Source organism: Sulfitobacter brevis, from assembly GCF_900112755.1.
Lineage (GTDB): Bacteria > Pseudomonadota > Alphaproteobacteria > Rhodobacterales > Rhodobacteraceae > Sulfitobacter > Sulfitobacter brevis.
In genome coordinates this window covers 48,139-65,828 of sequence record NZ_FOMW01000003.1, presented here as the reverse complement: position 1 = coordinate 65,828, position 17,690 = coordinate 48,139, and the positions used below count along the sequence as shown (strand labels likewise).

17 protein-coding genes are annotated in these 17,690 nt (G+C 61.1%); 9 read left to right on the top strand and 8 right to left on the bottom strand.

From position 1 onward, the window contains the following. Nucleotides 1–155: 155 nt before the first annotated feature. The 5 genes from BM174_RS04710 to rbfA all read right to left on the bottom strand — a co-directional run bounded on the left by BM174_RS04710 (nt 156) and on the right by rbfA (nt 3,978). A complete protein-coding gene (locus BM174_RS04710; RefSeq protein WP_093922690.1) occupies nt 156–1,112 on the bottom strand; it encodes a calcium-binding protein in 957 nt (318 codons plus the stop codon). Between the two features lie 119 nt (nt 1,113–1,231). Further along, nucleotides 1,232–1,741, bottom strand: a complete 510-nt coding sequence (locus BM174_RS04705) for a DUF1643 domain-containing protein (RefSeq protein ID WP_177209416.1) — start codon at nt 1,739–1,741, stop codon at nt 1,232–1,234. Between the two features lie 43 nt (nt 1,742–1,784). Further along, nucleotides 1,785–2,699 carry a tRNA pseudouridine(55) synthase TruB gene (gene truB / locus BM174_RS04700; RefSeq protein WP_093922688.1) on the bottom strand — a complete coding sequence of 305 codons (915 nt, stop codon included), beginning with the start codon at nt 2,697–2,699 and terminating at the stop codon, nt 1,785–1,787. A gap of 110 nt (nt 2,700–2,809) precedes the next feature. Then, nucleotides 2,810–3,550, bottom strand: coding sequence for a phosphodiester glycosidase family protein (locus BM174_RS04695; protein ID WP_093922687.1), 741 nt, complete (start codon nt 3,548–3,550; stop codon nt 2,810–2,812). Then, nucleotides 3,547–3,978 carry a 30S ribosome-binding factor RbfA gene (gene rbfA, locus BM174_RS04690; RefSeq protein WP_093922930.1) on the bottom strand — a complete coding sequence of 144 codons (432 nt, stop codon included), beginning with the start codon at nt 3,976–3,978 and terminating at the stop codon, nt 3,547–3,549. The genes BM174_RS04695 and rbfA overlap by 4 nt, the downstream gene beginning before the upstream one ends. Nucleotides 3,979–4,063: 85 nt before the next feature. Between rbfA and dapB the strand changes: the two genes are divergently transcribed. Both dapB and BM174_RS04680 read left to right on the top strand, forming a co-directional pair. Next, entirely contained in the window at nt 4,064–4,882 is an 819-nt protein-coding gene (gene dapB / locus BM174_RS04685) for a 4-hydroxy-tetrahydrodipicolinate reductase (RefSeq protein WP_093922686.1), read from the top strand. Between the two features lie 84 nt (nt 4,883–4,966). Next, nucleotides 4,967–5,320: a dihydrodipicolinate reductase gene (locus BM174_RS04680; RefSeq protein WP_093922685.1), complete on the top strand. Its 354-nt coding sequence runs from the start codon at nt 4,967–4,969 to the stop codon at nt 5,318–5,320. Nucleotides 5,321–5,356: 36 nt separating this feature from the next. On the opposite strand, the gene BM174_RS21700 is transcribed toward BM174_RS04680, so the two are convergent. Continuing rightward, entirely contained in the window at nt 5,357–5,536 is a 180-nt protein-coding gene (locus BM174_RS21700; RefSeq protein WP_177209422.1) for a DUF1674 domain-containing protein, read from the bottom strand. 215 nt (nt 5,537–5,751) lie between these two features. Between BM174_RS21700 and BM174_RS04670 the strand changes: the two genes are divergently transcribed. After that, nucleotides 5,752–7,023: an RsmB/NOP family class I SAM-dependent RNA methyltransferase gene (locus BM174_RS04670; RefSeq protein WP_093922683.1), complete on the top strand. Its 1,272-nt coding sequence runs from the start codon at nt 5,752–5,754 to the stop codon at nt 7,021–7,023. 42 nt (nt 7,024–7,065) lie between these two features. On the opposite strand, the gene BM174_RS04665 is transcribed toward BM174_RS04670, so the two are convergent. Further along, a complete protein-coding gene (locus BM174_RS04665; RefSeq protein ID WP_342742049.1) occupies nt 7,066–7,830 on the bottom strand; it encodes a phosphate/phosphite/phosphonate ABC transporter substrate-binding protein in 765 nt (254 codons plus the stop codon). Nucleotides 7,831–8,004: 174 nt separating this feature from the next. Between BM174_RS04665 and BM174_RS04660 the strand changes: the two genes are divergently transcribed. The 6 genes from BM174_RS04660 (at nt 8,005) to BM174_RS04635 (ending at nt 15,251) form a co-directional block, all read left to right on the top strand. Beyond that, nucleotides 8,005–9,756 carry a heparinase II/III family protein gene (locus BM174_RS04660; protein WP_093922681.1) on the top strand — a complete coding sequence of 584 codons (1,752 nt, stop codon included), beginning with the start codon at nt 8,005–8,007 and terminating at the stop codon, nt 9,754–9,756. Between the two features lie 16 nt (nt 9,757–9,772). Next, nucleotides 9,773–11,359 (top strand): bifunctional phosphoribosylaminoimidazolecarboxamide formyltransferase/IMP cyclohydrolase, encoded by a 1,587-nt coding sequence (purH, locus tag BM174_RS04655; RefSeq protein WP_093922680.1) that lies wholly within the window; start codon nt 9,773–9,775, stop codon nt 11,357–11,359. Nucleotides 11,360–11,371: 12 nt separating this feature from the next. Continuing rightward, nucleotides 11,372–11,881, top strand: a complete 510-nt coding sequence (gene lspA, locus BM174_RS04650) for a signal peptidase II (RefSeq protein WP_093922679.1) — start codon at nt 11,372–11,374, stop codon at nt 11,879–11,881. Between the two features lie 52 nt (nt 11,882–11,933). Next, nucleotides 11,934–12,452: a DUF3035 domain-containing protein gene (locus tag BM174_RS04645; RefSeq protein ID WP_093922678.1), complete on the top strand. Its 519-nt coding sequence runs from the start codon at nt 11,934–11,936 to the stop codon at nt 12,450–12,452. A 127-nt stretch (nt 12,453–12,579) separates the two neighbouring features. Next, nucleotides 12,580–13,923, top strand: coding sequence for a M16 family metallopeptidase (locus BM174_RS04640; RefSeq protein ID WP_093922677.1), 1,344 nt, complete (start codon nt 12,580–12,582; stop codon nt 13,921–13,923). After that, nucleotides 13,920–15,251: a M16 family metallopeptidase gene (locus BM174_RS04635; RefSeq protein ID WP_093922676.1), complete on the top strand. Its 1,332-nt coding sequence runs from the start codon at nt 13,920–13,922 to the stop codon at nt 15,249–15,251. Before BM174_RS04640 ends, BM174_RS04635 begins: the two co-directional genes overlap by 4 nt. Nucleotides 15,252–15,335: 84 nt before the next feature. Here the strand turns inward: BM174_RS04635 and BM174_RS04630 are convergent, their stop codons facing one another. Beyond that, complete coding sequence (locus tag BM174_RS04630) at nt 15,336–17,678, bottom strand: aldehyde dehydrogenase family protein (protein ID WP_093922675.1); 2,343 nt, start codon at nt 17,676–17,678, stop codon at nt 15,336–15,338. Between the last annotated feature and the right edge of the window lie 12 nt (nt 17,679–17,690).

Here is a 17,690-nt window from a genome sequence, read left to right as displayed (position 1 = left end):
GCCGGGATGTCGTCCAGCACAGGCCCGTGGAGGTATTGCCGCGTGATTAGAATCACATGCCAATGGGGGCGTATAGAAAAATTGCGGGGAAATGGCAAAGGCTAACTGGGTAGAGCTAACCCGATGTGGTGGCAGGTGGTGTCGTCAAGACCGGATCAGCTGTTCAGCAGGCCGGTCTCGAAGGCAGAACTGAGCGGGATGAGCGCGATGTCAGCGGCGGTAAGGGGCATGTCGCCCGCGACTTGGGCCACGACCGTGCCATCAAGAACGACCTGTAATTGCCCGGCATTATCGGGATCCGGGCGGATGTCGATGGCGGGGGGTGTCGCATCGCCCGCGCTGTCATCCCAAACAAAGAGCAGACTGTCGTCGCTCGGTGTGTAATCCATGATTTCTGCGGCGCCGCCTTCGTTGATCCAGTCGCCGAAAATGATCTGGTCGGCGCCGTCGCCTGCCGTCACAACATCGCCGGCACCCGCGATGATCAGATCGTCGCCCCCGCCGCCATTGAGATAATCCGCCGCATCGGTGTCGACGAGGCCGGAGAGACTGGTGCTCAACTCAAGGCCGCTCACCGTATCGTCACCCCAGCCGCCGAACAGGGTATCGGCCCCTGTGCCGCCAACGAGCGCATCGTCGTCCAATCCGCCTTGCAGCACGTCATTTCCCGCGCCGCCACTAAGTTGGTCATCGCCTGCGGACCCTTGCAGAGAATCATCGCCGTCCTCACCATAGAGGTAGTCGTCATCGTTGTGGCCCATCAGGCTGTCGTTGCCTGTGCCGCCGTAAAGATCGTCGTCGCCGTCGTTGCCATTGAGGCTGTCATCGCCCGCATCGCCGGAAATTGTGTCATTGCCCTCAGCACCGTGCAAATCGTCATCGCCTGTGCCGCCGTAGATCAGGTCTTCGCCCGCATAGCCGCCGATTTGGTCATCGCCACTGCCACCCGCCAGCAGATCATCGTCAAAGGTGCCAGACAGGATATCACCGAACGGCTGGGAGGGGGCGTCCGGCGGGGGCGTGGGGTCTTCGCTTTCGTCCTCGGGGGTGACGTCGATGTAGACGACAGCGCTTACTGTCATCAAGCCCATGAGCCCTGCCAACCACAACATGCTTTATCCACCCCAATCGCCAACACTCCGGTTGAGCGTCCGCTTCGTGCAATAGCCGCAAGGAGGCGCTGAACCAAACTGAATTGCCATGAATGGTTAATTAGTAAAGTCGTGCAGCGTCACTCGGCCCACACTACGGGCTGCTGCGCATAGGGCAGGTAGAGCGGGTGTTTGGGGTGGCCCGCCTTAGATAATCCCAGATGGAACAGCGCATGGTTTTGGGCCCGCAACAGGGCAGCAACCGCAACGCCGCGCCCTTGGTGTGCACCGTGCACGCCCCAAGCCGCGATGATCCGGTCGCTCCGCGCGGCACCCTGCAAGATGGCCGCGTCATTCTGGGTGCCCACCGGATCATCGGCGGCGCGCATGTTGCGCGGATCGGTGGCGCGCCATGCGAAAATGTTGGTTACCTCGAAGCTGCCAAACCCCAAGCGACGGGCGCGCTGCTCGCAGCGGCCGACGGTCGGGTCGTTTTGCATTTCGGTTGCGGTGGAGGGGTTCAACATCAAAAACATCACTCGCAAACCCTGCGGATCCCATGTCCGGCAAAGGCTATAGCGATAATTTTCGCAAGCCGAATAAGACGCGACCGATACGGCTTCTGGGGTGGTGTGATGGCGAACGAGCATGGCGGGGGTTGTCGCATCCCGCCACCTGCTGCGCAAACCGGTATTAGTCAGCGGGTTCAGCGAACACCCGCGCAGGATGCAATTCGCCGGATTTGAACCTGCCGACGGCCACGGCGCGGCCCTTGTAGGAGGCCCAGCATTCATCGCCGTATTCTACGCCCGTACCGATCACCATCCCGGGATTGCCATTGCGCAGACGCACTGCGCCCTCATCCGTGGCTTTCACCTCGGGCAGGTCGCAAAGTCCCTGTTCCATCGGCAGCAGATGGGCATCAAGTTCGGGAGTACGGGCTATGGCTTCGATCTGTTCCAGCGTCAGCCCGTTGGCGGCCTCGAACGGGCCAGACCACTCACGGCGCAATTCGCGGACATGTCCGAGGCACCCGAGCTTTTGCCCTAGATCGCGGGCAATGGAGCGGACGTAGCCGCCCTTGCCGCAGACCATCTCAAGCGTGACGTGGTCCACGTCGGGGCGATCGGTGAGCAGTAGGCTTTCAACCCAGAGCGGGCGGGCGGCCAGCTCCATCTCTTCACCGGCACGGGCCAGTTTATAAGCGCGCTGACCGTCGACCTTAACGGCAGAAAACTGCGGTGGAATCTGCTGGATATCACCGACAAATGAGCCAAGTACGGCTTTGATCGCGGCATCGTCGGGACGCAGGTCCGAGGTCGCGATCACTTCGCCTTCGGCATCGTCGGTGTTGGTGGAAATGCCCAAGCGAACAGTAAAGGAATAAGCTTTCAGGGCATCGGTGATATAGGGCACCGTTTTAGTCGCCTCGCCCAAAGCAATAGCCAACACGCCCGTCGCGTCAGGATCAAGTGTGCCAGCGTGGCCCGCTTTCTTGGCATCCAAGGCCCAGCGTACTTTGTTCACGACCGTCGTAGAGGTGGGGCCTGCGGGTTTGTCCACGATAATCCACCCTGAAATATCCCGACCCTTGCGTTTACGCGCCATGTGCTGCCCTTTTTGCGAATGCGTGGGAGGCTATACATAGTGTACGGCCTGCTGCCCAGTAGAAATGTCTTGAAGTGAGAGAGCCCGCGCGCGGTCAGCGTTAGTCGGCGCTACTTGGCAGGCTCGACCACGCCGATGATCGGCCCCAAAGCGCTGAAGCCTGCATCATCGCGGCCCAAATCTGGCGCCCGCAACCGCGAGACATTCCCATCGAAATAAAGCGCATTGGGCAGTTTCAGATGATCGCGGAAGAAACTGGCGAATTCGTGAAAGTTTACCACCTCGTTGGAGATCACGAAAACCGCGCGCTTGCCTGCCGCCGAGGTGCCAACGCCGTTGCGCACATAGCGCGAGGTGCCGTCTTTTAAAAACCGCGGATGCAGCGCCCCGTCAATCACCAGCATCGGGCCGGACTGGGTCGCGGACCGGCAGGCGGGGCCAGCATTTACAAAGGCGCGGGTTTCGAACACATCGGCCCGCCCGTCGCGCAGACAGAGCACTCCATTGGGCAGCAGGCCAAAGTTACCCGGCCCTTCGGAGCTGATCACCCGTTGGAATTCGCGCCCGTTTTCAAGGTAATAACCAACCGGCGCGCGGTCGTCGTGATACATGCCCGCATTCATCGCAAAGCCAAGTTGCTGGCCCTCGGCCCGCAGCGCTTTCTCGATATTGCCGAAATAGCCAAAAGTGCGGCCTTCGTCGTCATTGAGGAACAGCTCCAACCGTTCGGCGGTCAAATCCACCTCGCAAACGGCATAGCTTTTGCCTTGGAAGCTTTGATTGCTACAAGTTGTTGCAGCGGCAGGCAGCGCCCACAGCAATACACCCAAAAGTGTGAGGGCGCGTATCATTCATCCGGCCCGTCAGTCTGGGCATCCCCATCGGGCGCATCTGCATCACGGCGCACCACGTCTTGCGCCAACATCCGGCTGGTTGCATCCATCTGGTCAAAGGTGTGATCCAGCTGGAAGCGTAGCTCGGGGGCGAACTTCAGGTTCAGCTTCTTGGCCACCAAGCGGCGCAGCTCACCCTTGTTGCGGGCCAGCAGTTTCAGCACCTCGTCTTTGCCCAAACCGCCCAGCGGCAGCACATAGGCGGTCGCGATCCGCAGGTCGGGCGATGTCCGCACCTCGCCGACTGTAATCGACATACGGTTAAGATCGGTGTCATGCACCTCGCCACGGGCCAGCACGTCGGACAATGCGCGGCGGATGGTTTCACCCACGCGGAGCATACGTTGTGTCGGGCCTGCGCCCTCGGAAGATTTGTTCTTTGCCATGTGCACCATCTAATGCCTTGCTGGGGCTTTGCCAAGCAGGCGCTGTCAGGATACACAACGCCGAGATAATGAGGGAGCACAGCCAATGACCAAGTCACCTGCCATCGCCGTAATGGGGGCGTCTGGCCGCATGGGTCAGATGCTGATTTCGCAGGTTAGCGCGCATGAAGGCATGACGCTGACCGGTGCTGTCGAACGTGCGGGTCATGACTGGATCGGGCAGGACGTAGGCGTGGCAATGGGCGGTGCGGCGCTGGGCGTGATCGTCACTGATGATGCCGCAGCAGCAATTGGCACGGCTAGCGCGATCATTGATTTTACCGCGCCTGCGGCGACGCTGGCCTTTGCGGCCCATGCCGCCAAATCCGGTGCCGTACATGTCATTGGCACGACCGGCATGACCGCCGAGGATATCGCCAAGCTGGAGCCTTTCGCCGAAAAAACAGTGATCATCCGCGCGGGGAATATGAGCCTTGGCGTTAACCTGCTGACTCTTTTGACCAAAAAGGTCGCGGCGGCGCTGGACGCAGATTTCGATATCGAGATCATCGAGGCGCACCACCACCATAAGGTCGATGCGCCTTCGGGAACCGCTCTGATGTTGGGCGAGGCGGCAGCCCAAGGGCGGGGTGTCGCACTTGAGGATGTCTCAGACAGAGGCCGCGACGGTATCACCGGTGCGCGCAAACGCGGCGATATCGGCTTTGCCGCCATTCGCGGCGGTGACATCGTCGGCGAGCATGACGTGATGTTTGCGGCCCCCGGCGAGCGGATCGTGCTGCGCCATATTGCCAGCGACCGCACCGTTTTTGCCCGTGGTGCGCTCAAGGCGGCGCTTTGGGGGCAGGGGCGTGAGGCGGGAGCCTACGACATGCTCGATGTGCTTGGGCTGAATGACGCCTAAGTTGGCTTTCGCGGCCGTCGGGATGAAACTTTCAGGCCGGATATCTCGTGGTTTGGGGACTGTTTGCCTAAACGAGGTCTCGCCATGAAAGCCGTCGTCTTCTCTATTGCCGCTATGATCCTCACTGCCGTGCCCGCGCTGGCAGAGTACCAGCCGGTCAAATCCCGCAGCGAGTTTGTGACGTTGATGGAGGGCAAATCGTTGACCCGTCCGCTGGTCGAACTTCAGGTCACGCCTGATGGGCAAATTAGCGGTATGGGGGCCGCGTGGCCGGTGACGGGGTCATGGACGTGGGAAGACGGGTATCTTTGCCGCCGGATCGCTTGGGGCGGCGATGATCTGGGATACAACTGTCAGGCCGTCGAAGCCGATGGCGCGAAAGTGCGGATCACCTCCGACAAAGGCCAAGGCGATTCGGCGAAATTTACGCTGCGCTGACGTCTCCCACCCATTCAAGCGCAGGCCGGCACCCGATCAAAAATCGATTGCGATGCCCTTTTTCTCCCAATCCCCGTAGCGCACAGGCTCTGGCCCGTCGCGCCCGCCATGTTCGCGGGGCAGTTCTGCCTGTGCTGTCTGGCGGCGGCGTTCCTCGGCCTCGGCCAAGGCCCGCTGGGCCGCAGGGGGTAGCGATTGTTGGGCCGCGCTGCTCATATTAGGCAAGTCCGGTCCCGGCGCGGGCGTCGGTTGCGCGGGGGTATCGGGGATCGGGCGCGGTGCCGGCTTTGGGTGGGGCGGCAGGTCCGGTGTCGGGGTCGGGTTGGGGTTTGGGTCTGGCATGATGTCCTCTTGAAGGCAGCTTGCCCCTTGATATACGTCGCCCCTTGGCCCAGACAACCCGCACCCTTGCACAGACAGAGAGAGAGCCCATGGCAGATACAGGCGTTCAGGCGCGGCGCAGTGCCGTAAACCTGTTGGACCAGATCCTCGGCGAAGAGCCCTGTCTGATGTCGGAGGCGCTGGCTGGCGGCACATTGGACAAGCTGCCGCCCGATGATCGCGCCCGCGCCCAGCGTTTGGCGACCGACACCCTGCGCGGAATGGAACGGGCCGACCGGCTGTTGCAAAAGCATCTGAACAAATATCCGCCGCTGCATATTCATAACGTGCTGCGCGTCGGCACGGTGGAGCTTTGTCAGGGCGGCGCGGCGCATGGGGTGGTCAACGCGATGGTCACATTGGTGTCGCAACACCGCACGCTGAGCCACCTCAAAGGGCTGACCAACGCCGTTTTACGCAAGATCGCCGCCGAAGGGCCCGACGCATGGGATGCTCTGCGCGCCCCGCGCCTGCCGAAATGGCTGCGTGGACCTTTGATCGAGGCTTGGGGTGCTGATGCGATTGCGGCGATGGAAATTGCCCATCTGGCAGGCGCACCGCTGGACCTGACCGCGAAAACCGACCCCGCCGCACTGGCCGAAGCAGTTGGCGGCACGGTATTGCCGACAGGATCGGTACGGATCAAAGATGCCGGACAGGTCTCTGCGATGCCGGGTTTTACCGAAGGCGATTGGTGGGTACAGGATGCCGCCGCCGCTGTGCCGGTTCAGGTGCTGGCCCCGCAGGCTGGCGAAATGGTGCTGGATCTTTGCGCCGCACCGGGTGGCAAAACCATGCAGATCGCCGCTTCGGGCGCGAAAGTGACGGCGGTAGATGTATCTGGGCCGCGCATGTCGCGGGTGACCGAGAACCTCTCGCGCACCAAGCTGACCGCGAAAATGCTGGTCATGGATGCCCGCAATGTCGAAGGGCAATTTGATGCGATTGTGCTGGATGCGCCCTGTTCGGCCACGGGCACCCTGCGCCGCCACCCCGATCTGCCCTATGCCAAGGATGGCGCGGAATTCGGCGCGTTGATCGCGTTGCAAGAAGAGTTGATCGACCATGCATGGAGCCTGCTCAAACCCGGCGGGCGGTTGGTGTTTTGCACTTGTTCCCTGTTGCCTGACGAGGGCGAAGTGCAGGTTGATGAGGCGTTGGAACGGCATGATGACATGACCTGCGACACCGAGGCGCTAAAGGTGTCGGGGATTGATCCGGCGTGGATCACCTCCGAAGGTGGGCTTCGGCTGCGCCCCGACTACTGGCCCGAGCTTGGCGGCATGGATGGGTTTTACATCGCCTGCCTGCGCAAGGACTGAAACTTGGATTTCTCAGCTTTCTTAGTCTCCTAACACGTCACCTTACGGAATTTCCGTGGGCGTGTCTGGCGGATTGTCTATCGCAAGGTATGCTGATTTCGGTATTGCAACGAGACCCTTGATCCCGAGGGTCTCGCGGTCCGTCTCATTCAAGTTGTTGATCGCTTCGCGCACCGCCTCAAACGTCGTTTGCGCATTTGCGGTTGGCCCCGCGATGTACGGCAGCCCCGGTGTCGGCTCGGTATGCATGAGAACGCGCAACTGCTCGGCGCAGGGCTCATACCGCGCAATCAATCTCCATGAGACCGCGTCGAGCGCGGCGATATCAGCCGCACCGCTGGCGATCGCTTGGGCCGCGGCGCGGTGACTGTGGGTTTGAAGCCTACGATCAAACCAGACGCTCAATGGCTTGAGCGCCGCATAGGGCGCGGCATAGCCGGACTGGGAAAACGTCTGGTTATAGGCAAAACAGGCGCCGTCAAAGGCCTCCGGCGTGGCGCGCGGGTCATCCTTGCGCACAATAATAGCGGAGTTGTAATAGCCGCTCGGACATCCATCGACCGCGAAATCCGGCGTGCCTATCAGCGTCACTTGGCGGTGCAGCCAAAGCCGGTAGGGCATGCCGCAGGTCTGGCCGAGCACCAGATCGGGCGCGCGCCAGACCTCGAATTCCGATGAATCGTTCGCTAATTCCGCAGGCGCCGGAATCCCCCGTGCGATCAATCCCTCCCGAATAAGCGCCCAATAGCGCGCAGTGGCGTCCGCCGTTTCGGGCCGCAGATACATCATCAGGCTGGCAATCATCATGGGCTCCGGCTGCGGAAAATCTGTCGCCAACCTAAGGGCCGAACCCGCTGCAGAACAATATCAATGTGTCTAAAACCGCCGATCTGCGGTGATCTGGCAAAAATCGGTGACTCGAAAGGGCGGGGAGGCTATGCTGGCCTCAGGCGCCGATAGAGCGTCAAGGGCAGCGCAGTTATGTTCAACACCATCAGCTTGAGGGCACGCAAAGTGCGGTTTCTCAACCAGTTGCACGCGCGGCTGGCAACGCGGACGCGTGCGCAAGTCAAAGGCTTTGTCTCTTCGCCCGAACCGCGCACAATCGGATCGTTTGCACGCGGGCGACAACTGATCGCGGGCAATTACCTGTTTGCGGGTACATTGCTGAACGCGCCCGATAAAAGTCTGTGGGAAGTGACACCGCCTGATGCCGCCTATGCCGCCGCCCTGCACGGTTTTGCCTGGATGGATGATCTGGCCGCAGTTGGTGACCCGCTGGCGCGGCAGCAGGCTCAGACATGGATTTGGGGTTGGATTGACGCCTATGGCAAAGGTCATGGCGCGGGATGGACACCTGATCTGACCGGACGCCGCCTGATCCGCTGGATCAACCACGCCATCTTCGTGCTGCGCGGGCAGGACTCGGCACAAAGCAAAGCGTTCTACCGTTCGCTGGAACAGCAGGCCAAGTTCCTGTCGCGCCGTTGGCGGGCCGCAGCACCGGGATTACCCCGTTTCGAGGCGCTGACAGGGCTGATCCATGCGGGGCTGTCGCTGGAAGGGCAGGAGAATCTCGCCGGTCCCGCGATCAAGGCGCTGGCCCGCGAATGCAGTACCCAGATCGACAAGGAAGGCGGGCTGCCAACCCGTAACCCCGAAGAATTGCTAGCGGTGTTCACCTTGCTAACATGGGCGGCAGCGGTGCTGAGCGACGCGGGTCGTGGCGCACCCAAAGAACATCTCGCCGCGATTGCCCGCATTGCACCGACCCTGCGCACCCTGCGCCATTCGGACGGGGCGCTGGCGCGGTTTCATGGCGGCGGGCGCGGGGCCGAGGGTTGGCTGGATCACGCGCTGGCGGCGGCTAATGTTCGCGCTGGCCAAGTTGACGGGCTGTCGATGGGCTATGCCCGTTTGTCCGCAGGACGCACCAGCGTGATCGTCGACGCAGCCTTGCCCCCGCAGGGTGACGGTTCGGCCAATGCCCATGCCTCGACCCTCGCGTTCGAGCTGACCTCGGGGCGGCGTCCCTTGGTGGTCAACTGCGGGTCGGGTGCGGCTTTCGGCATTGAATGGCGGCGGGCAGGGCGCGCGACGCCGTCTCATTCGACCCTGTCGCTTGGCGGTTATTCCTCTGCCCGACTGGCTGAACCGGACCCGACCACGGGACAGGAAGACCTGATCGAAGGCCCCACCCATGTGCCCATCGAGATCGGCACCGCCTCGGATGGGCTGCGCTTTCAGGGCGGCCATGACGGATATGTGCGCAGCCACGGGCTGACCCATGCGCGCACGCTGGAGCTAACCCTCGACGGGCGCGGTTTGGCGGGCGAGGACATGCTGCTGGCCCTGAATGATGTTGAAAAGCGGCGTTTTGACAAGGCCTTGGACACCGGCCAGCTCAAAGGCGTGCGGTTTGAGTTGCGGTTTCACTTGCACCCTGATGTAGACGCCACGCTGGACTTGGGTGGGGCGGCGGTCTCAATGGCGCTAAAGAGCGGGGAAATATGGGTTTTCCGCCATGACGGCACCCATAATCTCTCGCTCGAGCCGGGGGTCTATCTGGAAAATACCCGTCTTAAACCCCGTGCAGCGGAGCAGATTGTGCTCAGCGGAATGGCCTTTGCCTATGCCACCCGTGTGCGCTGGTCCTTGTCGAAGGCGCAGGAAACTGCGATTGGCGTGCGGGATCTCTCCCGAGACGACATTTATCTTGATGACGACGACTGACCAAAGGATGCTGCCCATGCCCGACCTCGCCCCGCTTAACCGCGCTTTGCTTTCCGTTTCCGACAAAACAGGGTTGGTCGAACTGGGCCGCGCACTGGCCGCAAAGGGGGTCGAGCTGCTTTCTACCGGTGGCACTGCCAAGGCGCTGCGCGATGCCGGGCTTGAGGTGAAGGACGTGGCCGAGGTAACCGGCTTTCCCGAAATGATGGATGGCCGCGTCAAAACCCTGCACCCGGTGGTGCACGGCGGTTTGTTGGCCCTGCGCGACAATGACGATCACGTGGCCTCGATGACCGAACACAGCATTGGTGCGATTGATCTGGTAGTGGTCAACCTCTACCCGTTCGAGGAAACCGTCGCCAAGGGCGCCGATTATGCCGAGACGATCGAGAATATCGACATCGGCGGCCCGGCGATGATCCGCTCTGCGGCCAAGAACCATGGTTTTGTGAACGTCATCGTTGATACTGAAGACTACGCGCCGCTGATTGCCCAGATGGAGGCGAACGACGGCCAGACCACCTATGAATTCCGCCAACGTTTGGCGCAGACCGCCTATGCCCGCACCGCAGCCTACGATACCGCCGTCAGCACATGGATGGCCGCGCAGGTTGGCGGCACGCCGCGCCGCCGCAGCTTTGCGGGCACGCTGGCCCAAGGCTTGCGCTATGGCGAGAACCCGCATCAGTCGGCAGCATTCTACACCGATGGCGCCGCGCGTCCCGGCGTGGCGACCGCCACCCAGCATCAGGGCAAAGAGCTGAGCTATAACAACATCAACGACACAGACGCCGCGTTTGAATTGGTCAGTGAATTCACCACAGACAGCGGCCCTGCCTGCGCCATCATCAAACACGCCAATCCCTGCGGCGTGGCGCGTGGCGCGACGATGCTGGAGGCCTATACTCGTGCGTTTGACTGTGACCGCACCTCGGCCTTTGGCGGCATCATCGCGCTGAACCAAGTGTTGGACGGTGAAACCGCCGAAGCCATCGCGGCGATCTTTACCGAAGTTGTTATTGCGCCCGGGGCGGATGCCGACGCGATGGCCGTTTTCGAGCGAAAGAAGAACCTGCGACTGCTCACCACCGACGGGCTGGGCAATCCTGCTGCGGCGGCGCTGGCCGTGCGTCAGGTCTCGGGCGGGTTTCTGGTGCAGGACAAGGACGTGGGCCGGATCAGCCGCGATGACCTGAAAGTGGTGACCAAACGCGCACCAACGGAGCAGGAGCTGAACGACCTGCTGTTCGCTTGGACCGTGGCGAAACACGTCAAATCCAACGCGATCATCTACGTTAAGGACGGCGCCACCGTGGGTGTCGGCGCGGGCCAGATGAGCCGCGTCGACAGCACCCGCATCGCGGCACGCAAGGCACAGGACATGGCCGAGGCGATGGGCCTTTCTGCACCGCTGACCCAAGGTTCGGTCGTGGCATCGGACGCGTTTTTCCCCTTTGCAGATGGGTTGATCACTGCCGCCGAAGCCGGCGCCACGGCGCTGATCCAGCCCGGCGGATCGATGCGTGATGACGAGGTGATTGCCGCAGCGGATGAGGCCGGGCTTGCCATGGTCTTTACCGGCATGCGCCACTTCCGGCACTAAAGGAGCGAGCGGATGCGGGTATTTTCCATAGCGGCCCTCGTGGCTTTTCTGATCGACCAGATCAGCAAATATGTGGTGATCCACTCAATGGAGCTTGCCCGCGTCGGGTCCATCGACGTTTGGCCGCCGCTGGTCAACTTCCGCTACGGCGAGAACCGTGGCATCAACTTTGGCCTGTTTGGTGACGGCTCCGAAGTCAGCCGCTGGTTTTTAATCGCCTTGGGCGTGGTGATATGTGCGGCAGTAACCTTCTGGATGTACCGTCGTCGCTTTGACTTGTGGCCGCAGATCAGTGCAGGGCTGCTGGTGGGGGGCGCGATGGGCAATGTGGTGGACAGGCTCTACTACGGCTATGTTCTGGATTTCCTCAACAATTCTTGCTGCGGGTTGCGCAATCCGTTCGTCTATAACGTCGCAGATATCTTTATCTTTGCCGGTGCGATCGGGTTGGTCCTGTCCACCGATGACAAAAAGACGGGCGCAAAAAAGCCGCCCAAAGTACCTGGCAAAAAACGCCAGTGACATTGACCTGTTGCCTGCGTTAATACTTGGGTGACCACGAAGGAGACGACCCATGCGCCGCTTTGCCGGATTGCTCATCATCTCGCTCGCCCTTGCTGCCTGTAGCAACAAGGGATTGAGAGACATGCCCCATGCCGGCAATGGGCCGAACGAATTCATGATCGCGCCTGTCAAACCGCTGGAAGAACCAAGCAGCTATACCGATTTGCCAACCCCGACACCGGGGCAGGCCAACCTGACAGACCGGTCCGCGATCTCCGAAGGTATTGCAGCCTTTGGTGGCAGCCCTGCCGCGACTGCAGGGGGTGTTCCGGCAAATGATGGCGCGTTGGTGCAACACGCCAGCCGCATGGGCGTTCTGCCCGGCGTCCGGCAGGCACTGGCCACCGAAGATGCCAAGTTCCGCAAGCGCAAAGGCCGCTTTACCAGCATCCGTCTGGTGCCGGTTGATCGGTACAATCAGGCGTATAAACGCCAGTCGCTTGATGCCCAACAAGAGGCCAGCCGCTGGCGTCGTGCAGGTGCACGCACGCCGTCTTCGCCTCCCGCTGCGGGCATTTCGCTCCAGTAATCTACCCAGTTCTCGCTGTTGATGCAGGCAGGCGCAGTTTTGCGCCTGCTTCACATTTGCGCGTTTCGGCTTGATTGTGCGGGCAGGGGGCGTACCTAGGGTGAGAGAAATAATCTGGGGAAACATCATGTTCCGACTGCCGGTCCTTGCCGCCGTTGCGGCGCTGTGCCTGCCACCTGCTGTGGCTCAGGCGCGCGACAACGAAGCTGTCACAGCCTTCACGCTGGAGAACGGCATGCAGGTGGTGGTGGTCGAAGATCACCGCGCCCCTGTGGTTCAGCAAATGGTCTGGTACCGTGCGGGATCGGCGGATGAGCCCAAGGGCGCCTCGGGCGTGGCGCATTTTCTGGAGCACCTGCTGTTCAAAGCCACAGACAAGATGGAGTCTGGCGAGTTCTCTTCCACCGTGGCGGCCAATGGCGGGCAGGACAACGCCTTTACCAGCTATGACTACACCGCCTATTTCCAGCGCGTCGCTGCCGACAGGTTAGAGCTGATGATGCAGATGGAAAGCGACCGGATGAAGAACATCCGCCTCACGCCGGAAAACATCGAAACTGAACGCGACGTGATTTTGGAAGAGCGCAACCAGCGGACCGAAAACAGCCCCGGTGCACTGCTCAATGAACAGGTCAGCGCCACCCAGTATCTTAACCATCGCTACGGTACGCCGGTGATCGGCTGGAAGCACGAGATGCAGGAGCTGCAACTCAAGGACACGCTGGCGTTCTATGCGCTTTATTACTCGCCCAATAACGCCATTCTGGTTGTGTCTGGCGATGTGCTGCCCGACGAGGTGAAAACCTTGGCAGAAAAGTACTACGGCGCGATCCCTGCCAACCCCGATTTGCCAGAGCGGCTACGTACCAAAGAGCCGCCACAAATCGCCGAGCGACGGGTTACCTACCGCGATGCACGGGTAGCCCAGCCCTATATCAGCCGGTCCTACATGGCACCGGAGCGTGACAGTAGCGCGCAGGACAAAGCCGCAGCGTTAACGATTTTAGCCGAGATTCTAGGGGGTGGCACCACATCGTTCCTCGCTGAAAAACTGCAGTTCGACACCCAGGTCGCAACCTATACCGGCGCATTTTACAGCGGTGCCACACTTGACGACACGACATTTGGTTTTGCCGTGGTGCCAGCAGCAGGTGTCACGCTGGAAGAAGCCGAAGCAGCTCTGGACGGTGCGCTTGCCGAGTTCATGGAGGCCGGCGTCGACCCCGAGCAGTTGGAACGGATCAAATTGCAAATCCGCGCCGATCAGATTTATGCCCGTGACAATGCCGACAGCGTCGCCAACCGTTACGGTCAGGCGCTCGCGATCGGGTTGACTGTCGAGGACGTGCAGGCTTGGCCCGACGTGCTGGAAGCGGTGACCGGAGAGGACATCATGCAAGCCGCGCGGGACGTGTTTGACCTGCGCACCTCGGTCACTGGAATGTTGAAGAAGAAAGAGGCCGCAGAATGAAGCTGTTTTATGCATTGATCCTGACGTTTGCGGCCGCACTGCCGGCCCGTAGCGAAGTCGAAATCCAGTCGGTCACCAGCCCCGGTGGCGTCACTGCGTGGTTGGTCGAGGAGCATTCAATCCCGTTCACAGCGCTCGAAATCCGGTTTCGCGGTGGCGCGTCGCTGGACCGGCCCGGTAAACGCGGTGCGGTAACAATGATGACGGGGCTCTTGGAAGAAGGGGCCGCCGACCTTGATGCGCGGGCTTTCAGCCGTGCTACCGAAGCTTTGGCGACCACGTTCGGGTTCGATTCTTCGCATGATGAAGTCTCTGTCTCGGCACGGTTTTTGACCGAGAACCGCGATGCCTCGATGGCGCTGCTGAAGGATGCGTTGCAATCGCCACGTTTTGATCAGGACGCGCTCGACCGTGTGCGCGGACAAGTACTGTCAATCATCAATTCGAGCCTCAAGAATCCGGGCGACATTGCGAACCAGACGTTCAACGAAACCATATTCGGCGGGCATCCTTATGGCAGTTCTATCAACGGCACTGTGGAGAGCGTGAACGGGCTAACCCGCGAGGATTTGTTGCAGGCCCAAGGTGATGTATTGGCACGCGACCGCATTTACGTGGGCGCCGTGGGGGACATCACGCGCGAGGAACTGGGCATGTTGCTCGATGATCTACTGGGGGATCTGCCAGAAACCGGTGCGCCGATGCCACCACGGGCCGAGGTAAGCATCCCCTCCGGCGTCAAGGTCGTTGATTTCGCGACACCGCAATCGGTGGCTTTGTTCGGCCACAAAGGCATCAAGCAAGATGATCCCGACTTTTTCGCTGCCACTGTGCTTAATCAGGTGCTGGGCGGCGGGTCGTTTGAAAGCCGTTTGATGACCGAAGTGCGTGAAAAACGGGGGCTTACCTATGGGGTGTCTTCCTATCTGGTGCCGCGTGATCTGGCCGAGACCTATATGGGATCGGTCAGTTCGGCCAACGACCGCATTGCAGAGGCGATTTCAGTGATCCGCGATGAGTGGTCCAAAGCGGCCACCGAAGGGGTGACCGAGCAGGAGTTGCAGGACGCCAAGACTTATATCACCGGGGCCTATCCGCTGCGGTTCGATGGCAATTCGACGATTGCGAATATTCTGGTCGGGATGCAGATGATTGGCTTGCCGATTGACTACATCGCGACCCGCAATGACAGGGTCGAGGCGGTGACGTTGGCGGATGTCAAACGGGTTGCCGGTGAATTGCTGACGCCGGACGATATGCTGTTTGTGGTGGTCGGCCAACCGGAAGGGCTTGAGACCACGATCCCTGAAGATGCGCCTGCCGAGTAACGATGGTGCTTGCGGGTTGATTGTCCTGACCCTTGCGGGTCAGGACGTGCCTCCGGCGGGGTTTTTTCGCCAACGGGAGCGGTATCATTCGCCGTAGGGGATCCAGACGTTTTTAACTTCGGTGGCGGCTTGCAGGAAGGCGCGGCCTTCGCCTTCGGCCTCGGACCAGTTGCGGGCCATGCCGTGATTGACCCATGTGCGTTTGAGATTGCTGGCGGCGGCTTTTTCGATCACCGCGCTGAGATCGGCGGCGCCAAAGCTCCAGACCGCATCAACATCCATATGGCGCGCCAAGGGCTCGGCGAGATCGGCGTGCGGGCCCGTGAGGATGTTAACCACACCTGCGGGAATATCAGAGGTTTCCAGTATCTGTGCGAAGTCGGTAGCAGCCAGCGGGAAAGGCTCCGAGGCCGCGAGGATCACGCGGTTGCCCATCGCGATGGCCGGAGCCATGCAGGAGATCAGGCCCAGAAGCGGGGCCTCGGCAGGGCAGAGGGCGCCGATCACGCCAACGGGCTCTTTCATCGCCAATGCGACACCGCGAATGGGCACGCCGTGGATCTGGCCGTCATATTTGTCGGCCCATGCAGCATAGGTAAAGAGCCTGCGGATCGCGGCTTCGACCTCGGCGGCGCCTGATTTTCCGCCCTGCAGATCATTCAGACGGTTGGCGAATTCGTCGGATCGTGCGGCGAGATTTTCGGCCACGTAATAGAGGATCTGCGCCCGCAGGTGGCCCGTCGTGCCCGACCAGCCTTTGGCCGCATGGGCGGCTTCGACTGCGTTGCGCACATCTTTGCGGCTGGCGAGGCTGGCATGACCCAAAAGCGCGCCGGATTTGCCCCAAACCGGAGCGGAGTAGCCGCTGTCGGGGCGCGATTGCTTGCCACCGATATAGAGCTTGGCAGTCCGGTCGATCGGGTCTGACGGGGCACCCTCGCCGCTGAAGGGCTCGATGTATTTCAGCGGTTTGGCGGTGCCTTTGGGGCGGGTGTATCCTGCCAGCCCTTCCCAGCCGCCTTCACGGCCAAAACCGCTTTCGCGCACGCCGCCAAAGCCTGCGGCGGCGTCCATCATATTGGTACCGTTGATCCAGACAATACCCGCCGCCAGCTTGGGCGCGATATCCAGCGCGAGGTTGATGTTCTCGCTCCAGACCGTCGCGGCGAGGCCGTAGCGGGTATTATTGGCAAGGCTCACGGCTTCGAGTGGCGTGCGGAAGGTGGTGGAGACCAGAACGGGGCCGAAAATTTCTTCCTGCATCAGCGTATCGGCGGGGTTGAGGCCGGTGATCAGGGTCGGGGGATAGAAGCACCCCTGTTCGGGCATCGCTGCGGTCGCGGTAAAACGCTCGCCCGCCGTATTGGCCGAGACCAAGTCGCTGACCGATTTAAGCTGAACCGGATCGACCAAGGCACCGACATCAATGCTTTTGTCGAGTGGATCACCGACACGCAGTTTTTCCATCCGGTTGCGCAGCTTGGCATAGAATGCCTCGGCCACTGGCTCGTGCACCAACAGGCGCGATCCTGCGCAGCAGACCTGCCCCTGATTGAACCAGATCGCATCCACCAGCCCTTCGACCGCGCTGTCGAGATCAGCGTCGTCAAAGACGATGTAGGGCGACTTGCCGCCGAGTTCCAAGGTGAGGGCCTTGCCACTGCCTGCGGTGGCTTCGCGGATGCGGCGGCCTACGGCGGTGGAGCCGGTAAAGGCGATCTTGTCGACTTCCGCGCTGACGATCATTTCGCCCACGGCCCCGTCGCCTGTGACGATATTGACCACGCCTTTCGGCAACCCTGCCTGGCGACAAATGTCGGCGAATAGCAGTGCAGTAAGGGAGGTGTACTCCGCCGGTTTTAGCACCACGGTATTGCCCATCGCCAGTGCGGGCGCGATCTTCCATGCCAGCATCAACAGCGGGAAATTCCACGGGATGATCTGGCCGCAGACACCCAACGCCTGCGCATCTGGCAATTCGCTTTCCATCAGTTGGGCCATGCCCGCATGATAGTAAAAGTGCCGCTGCGCCAAGGGCACATCAATGTCACGCGCCTCGCGGATCGGTTTGCCGTTGTCGAGCACTTCGAGCACAGCAAACAGCCGGCTGTGCTTTTGCAAGAGCCGCGCCAGAGCATAAAGATAACGTGCACGGCCATGACCGCCCAGTTTTTCCCATTTTGGTTGCGCCTTGCGCGCAGCTTTGACGGCGGTATCTACATCGCTTTGGGTGGCCTGCGTGAGCGTCGCCAGCACCTCGCCGGTGGCGGGATTGCGGCTGTCGAAACCATCGCCGGGCTTGGTAAATTCACCGTCGATAAAATGGCCGAAACGACTGCCCTGATCGACCAGCCACGCCAGCGCCTCGGCGGCTGACTCTGGGGCTTTGCCATAGTCCATCGTTTCAAAGATTTGCGAGACTGTCATGGGGTAACCTTT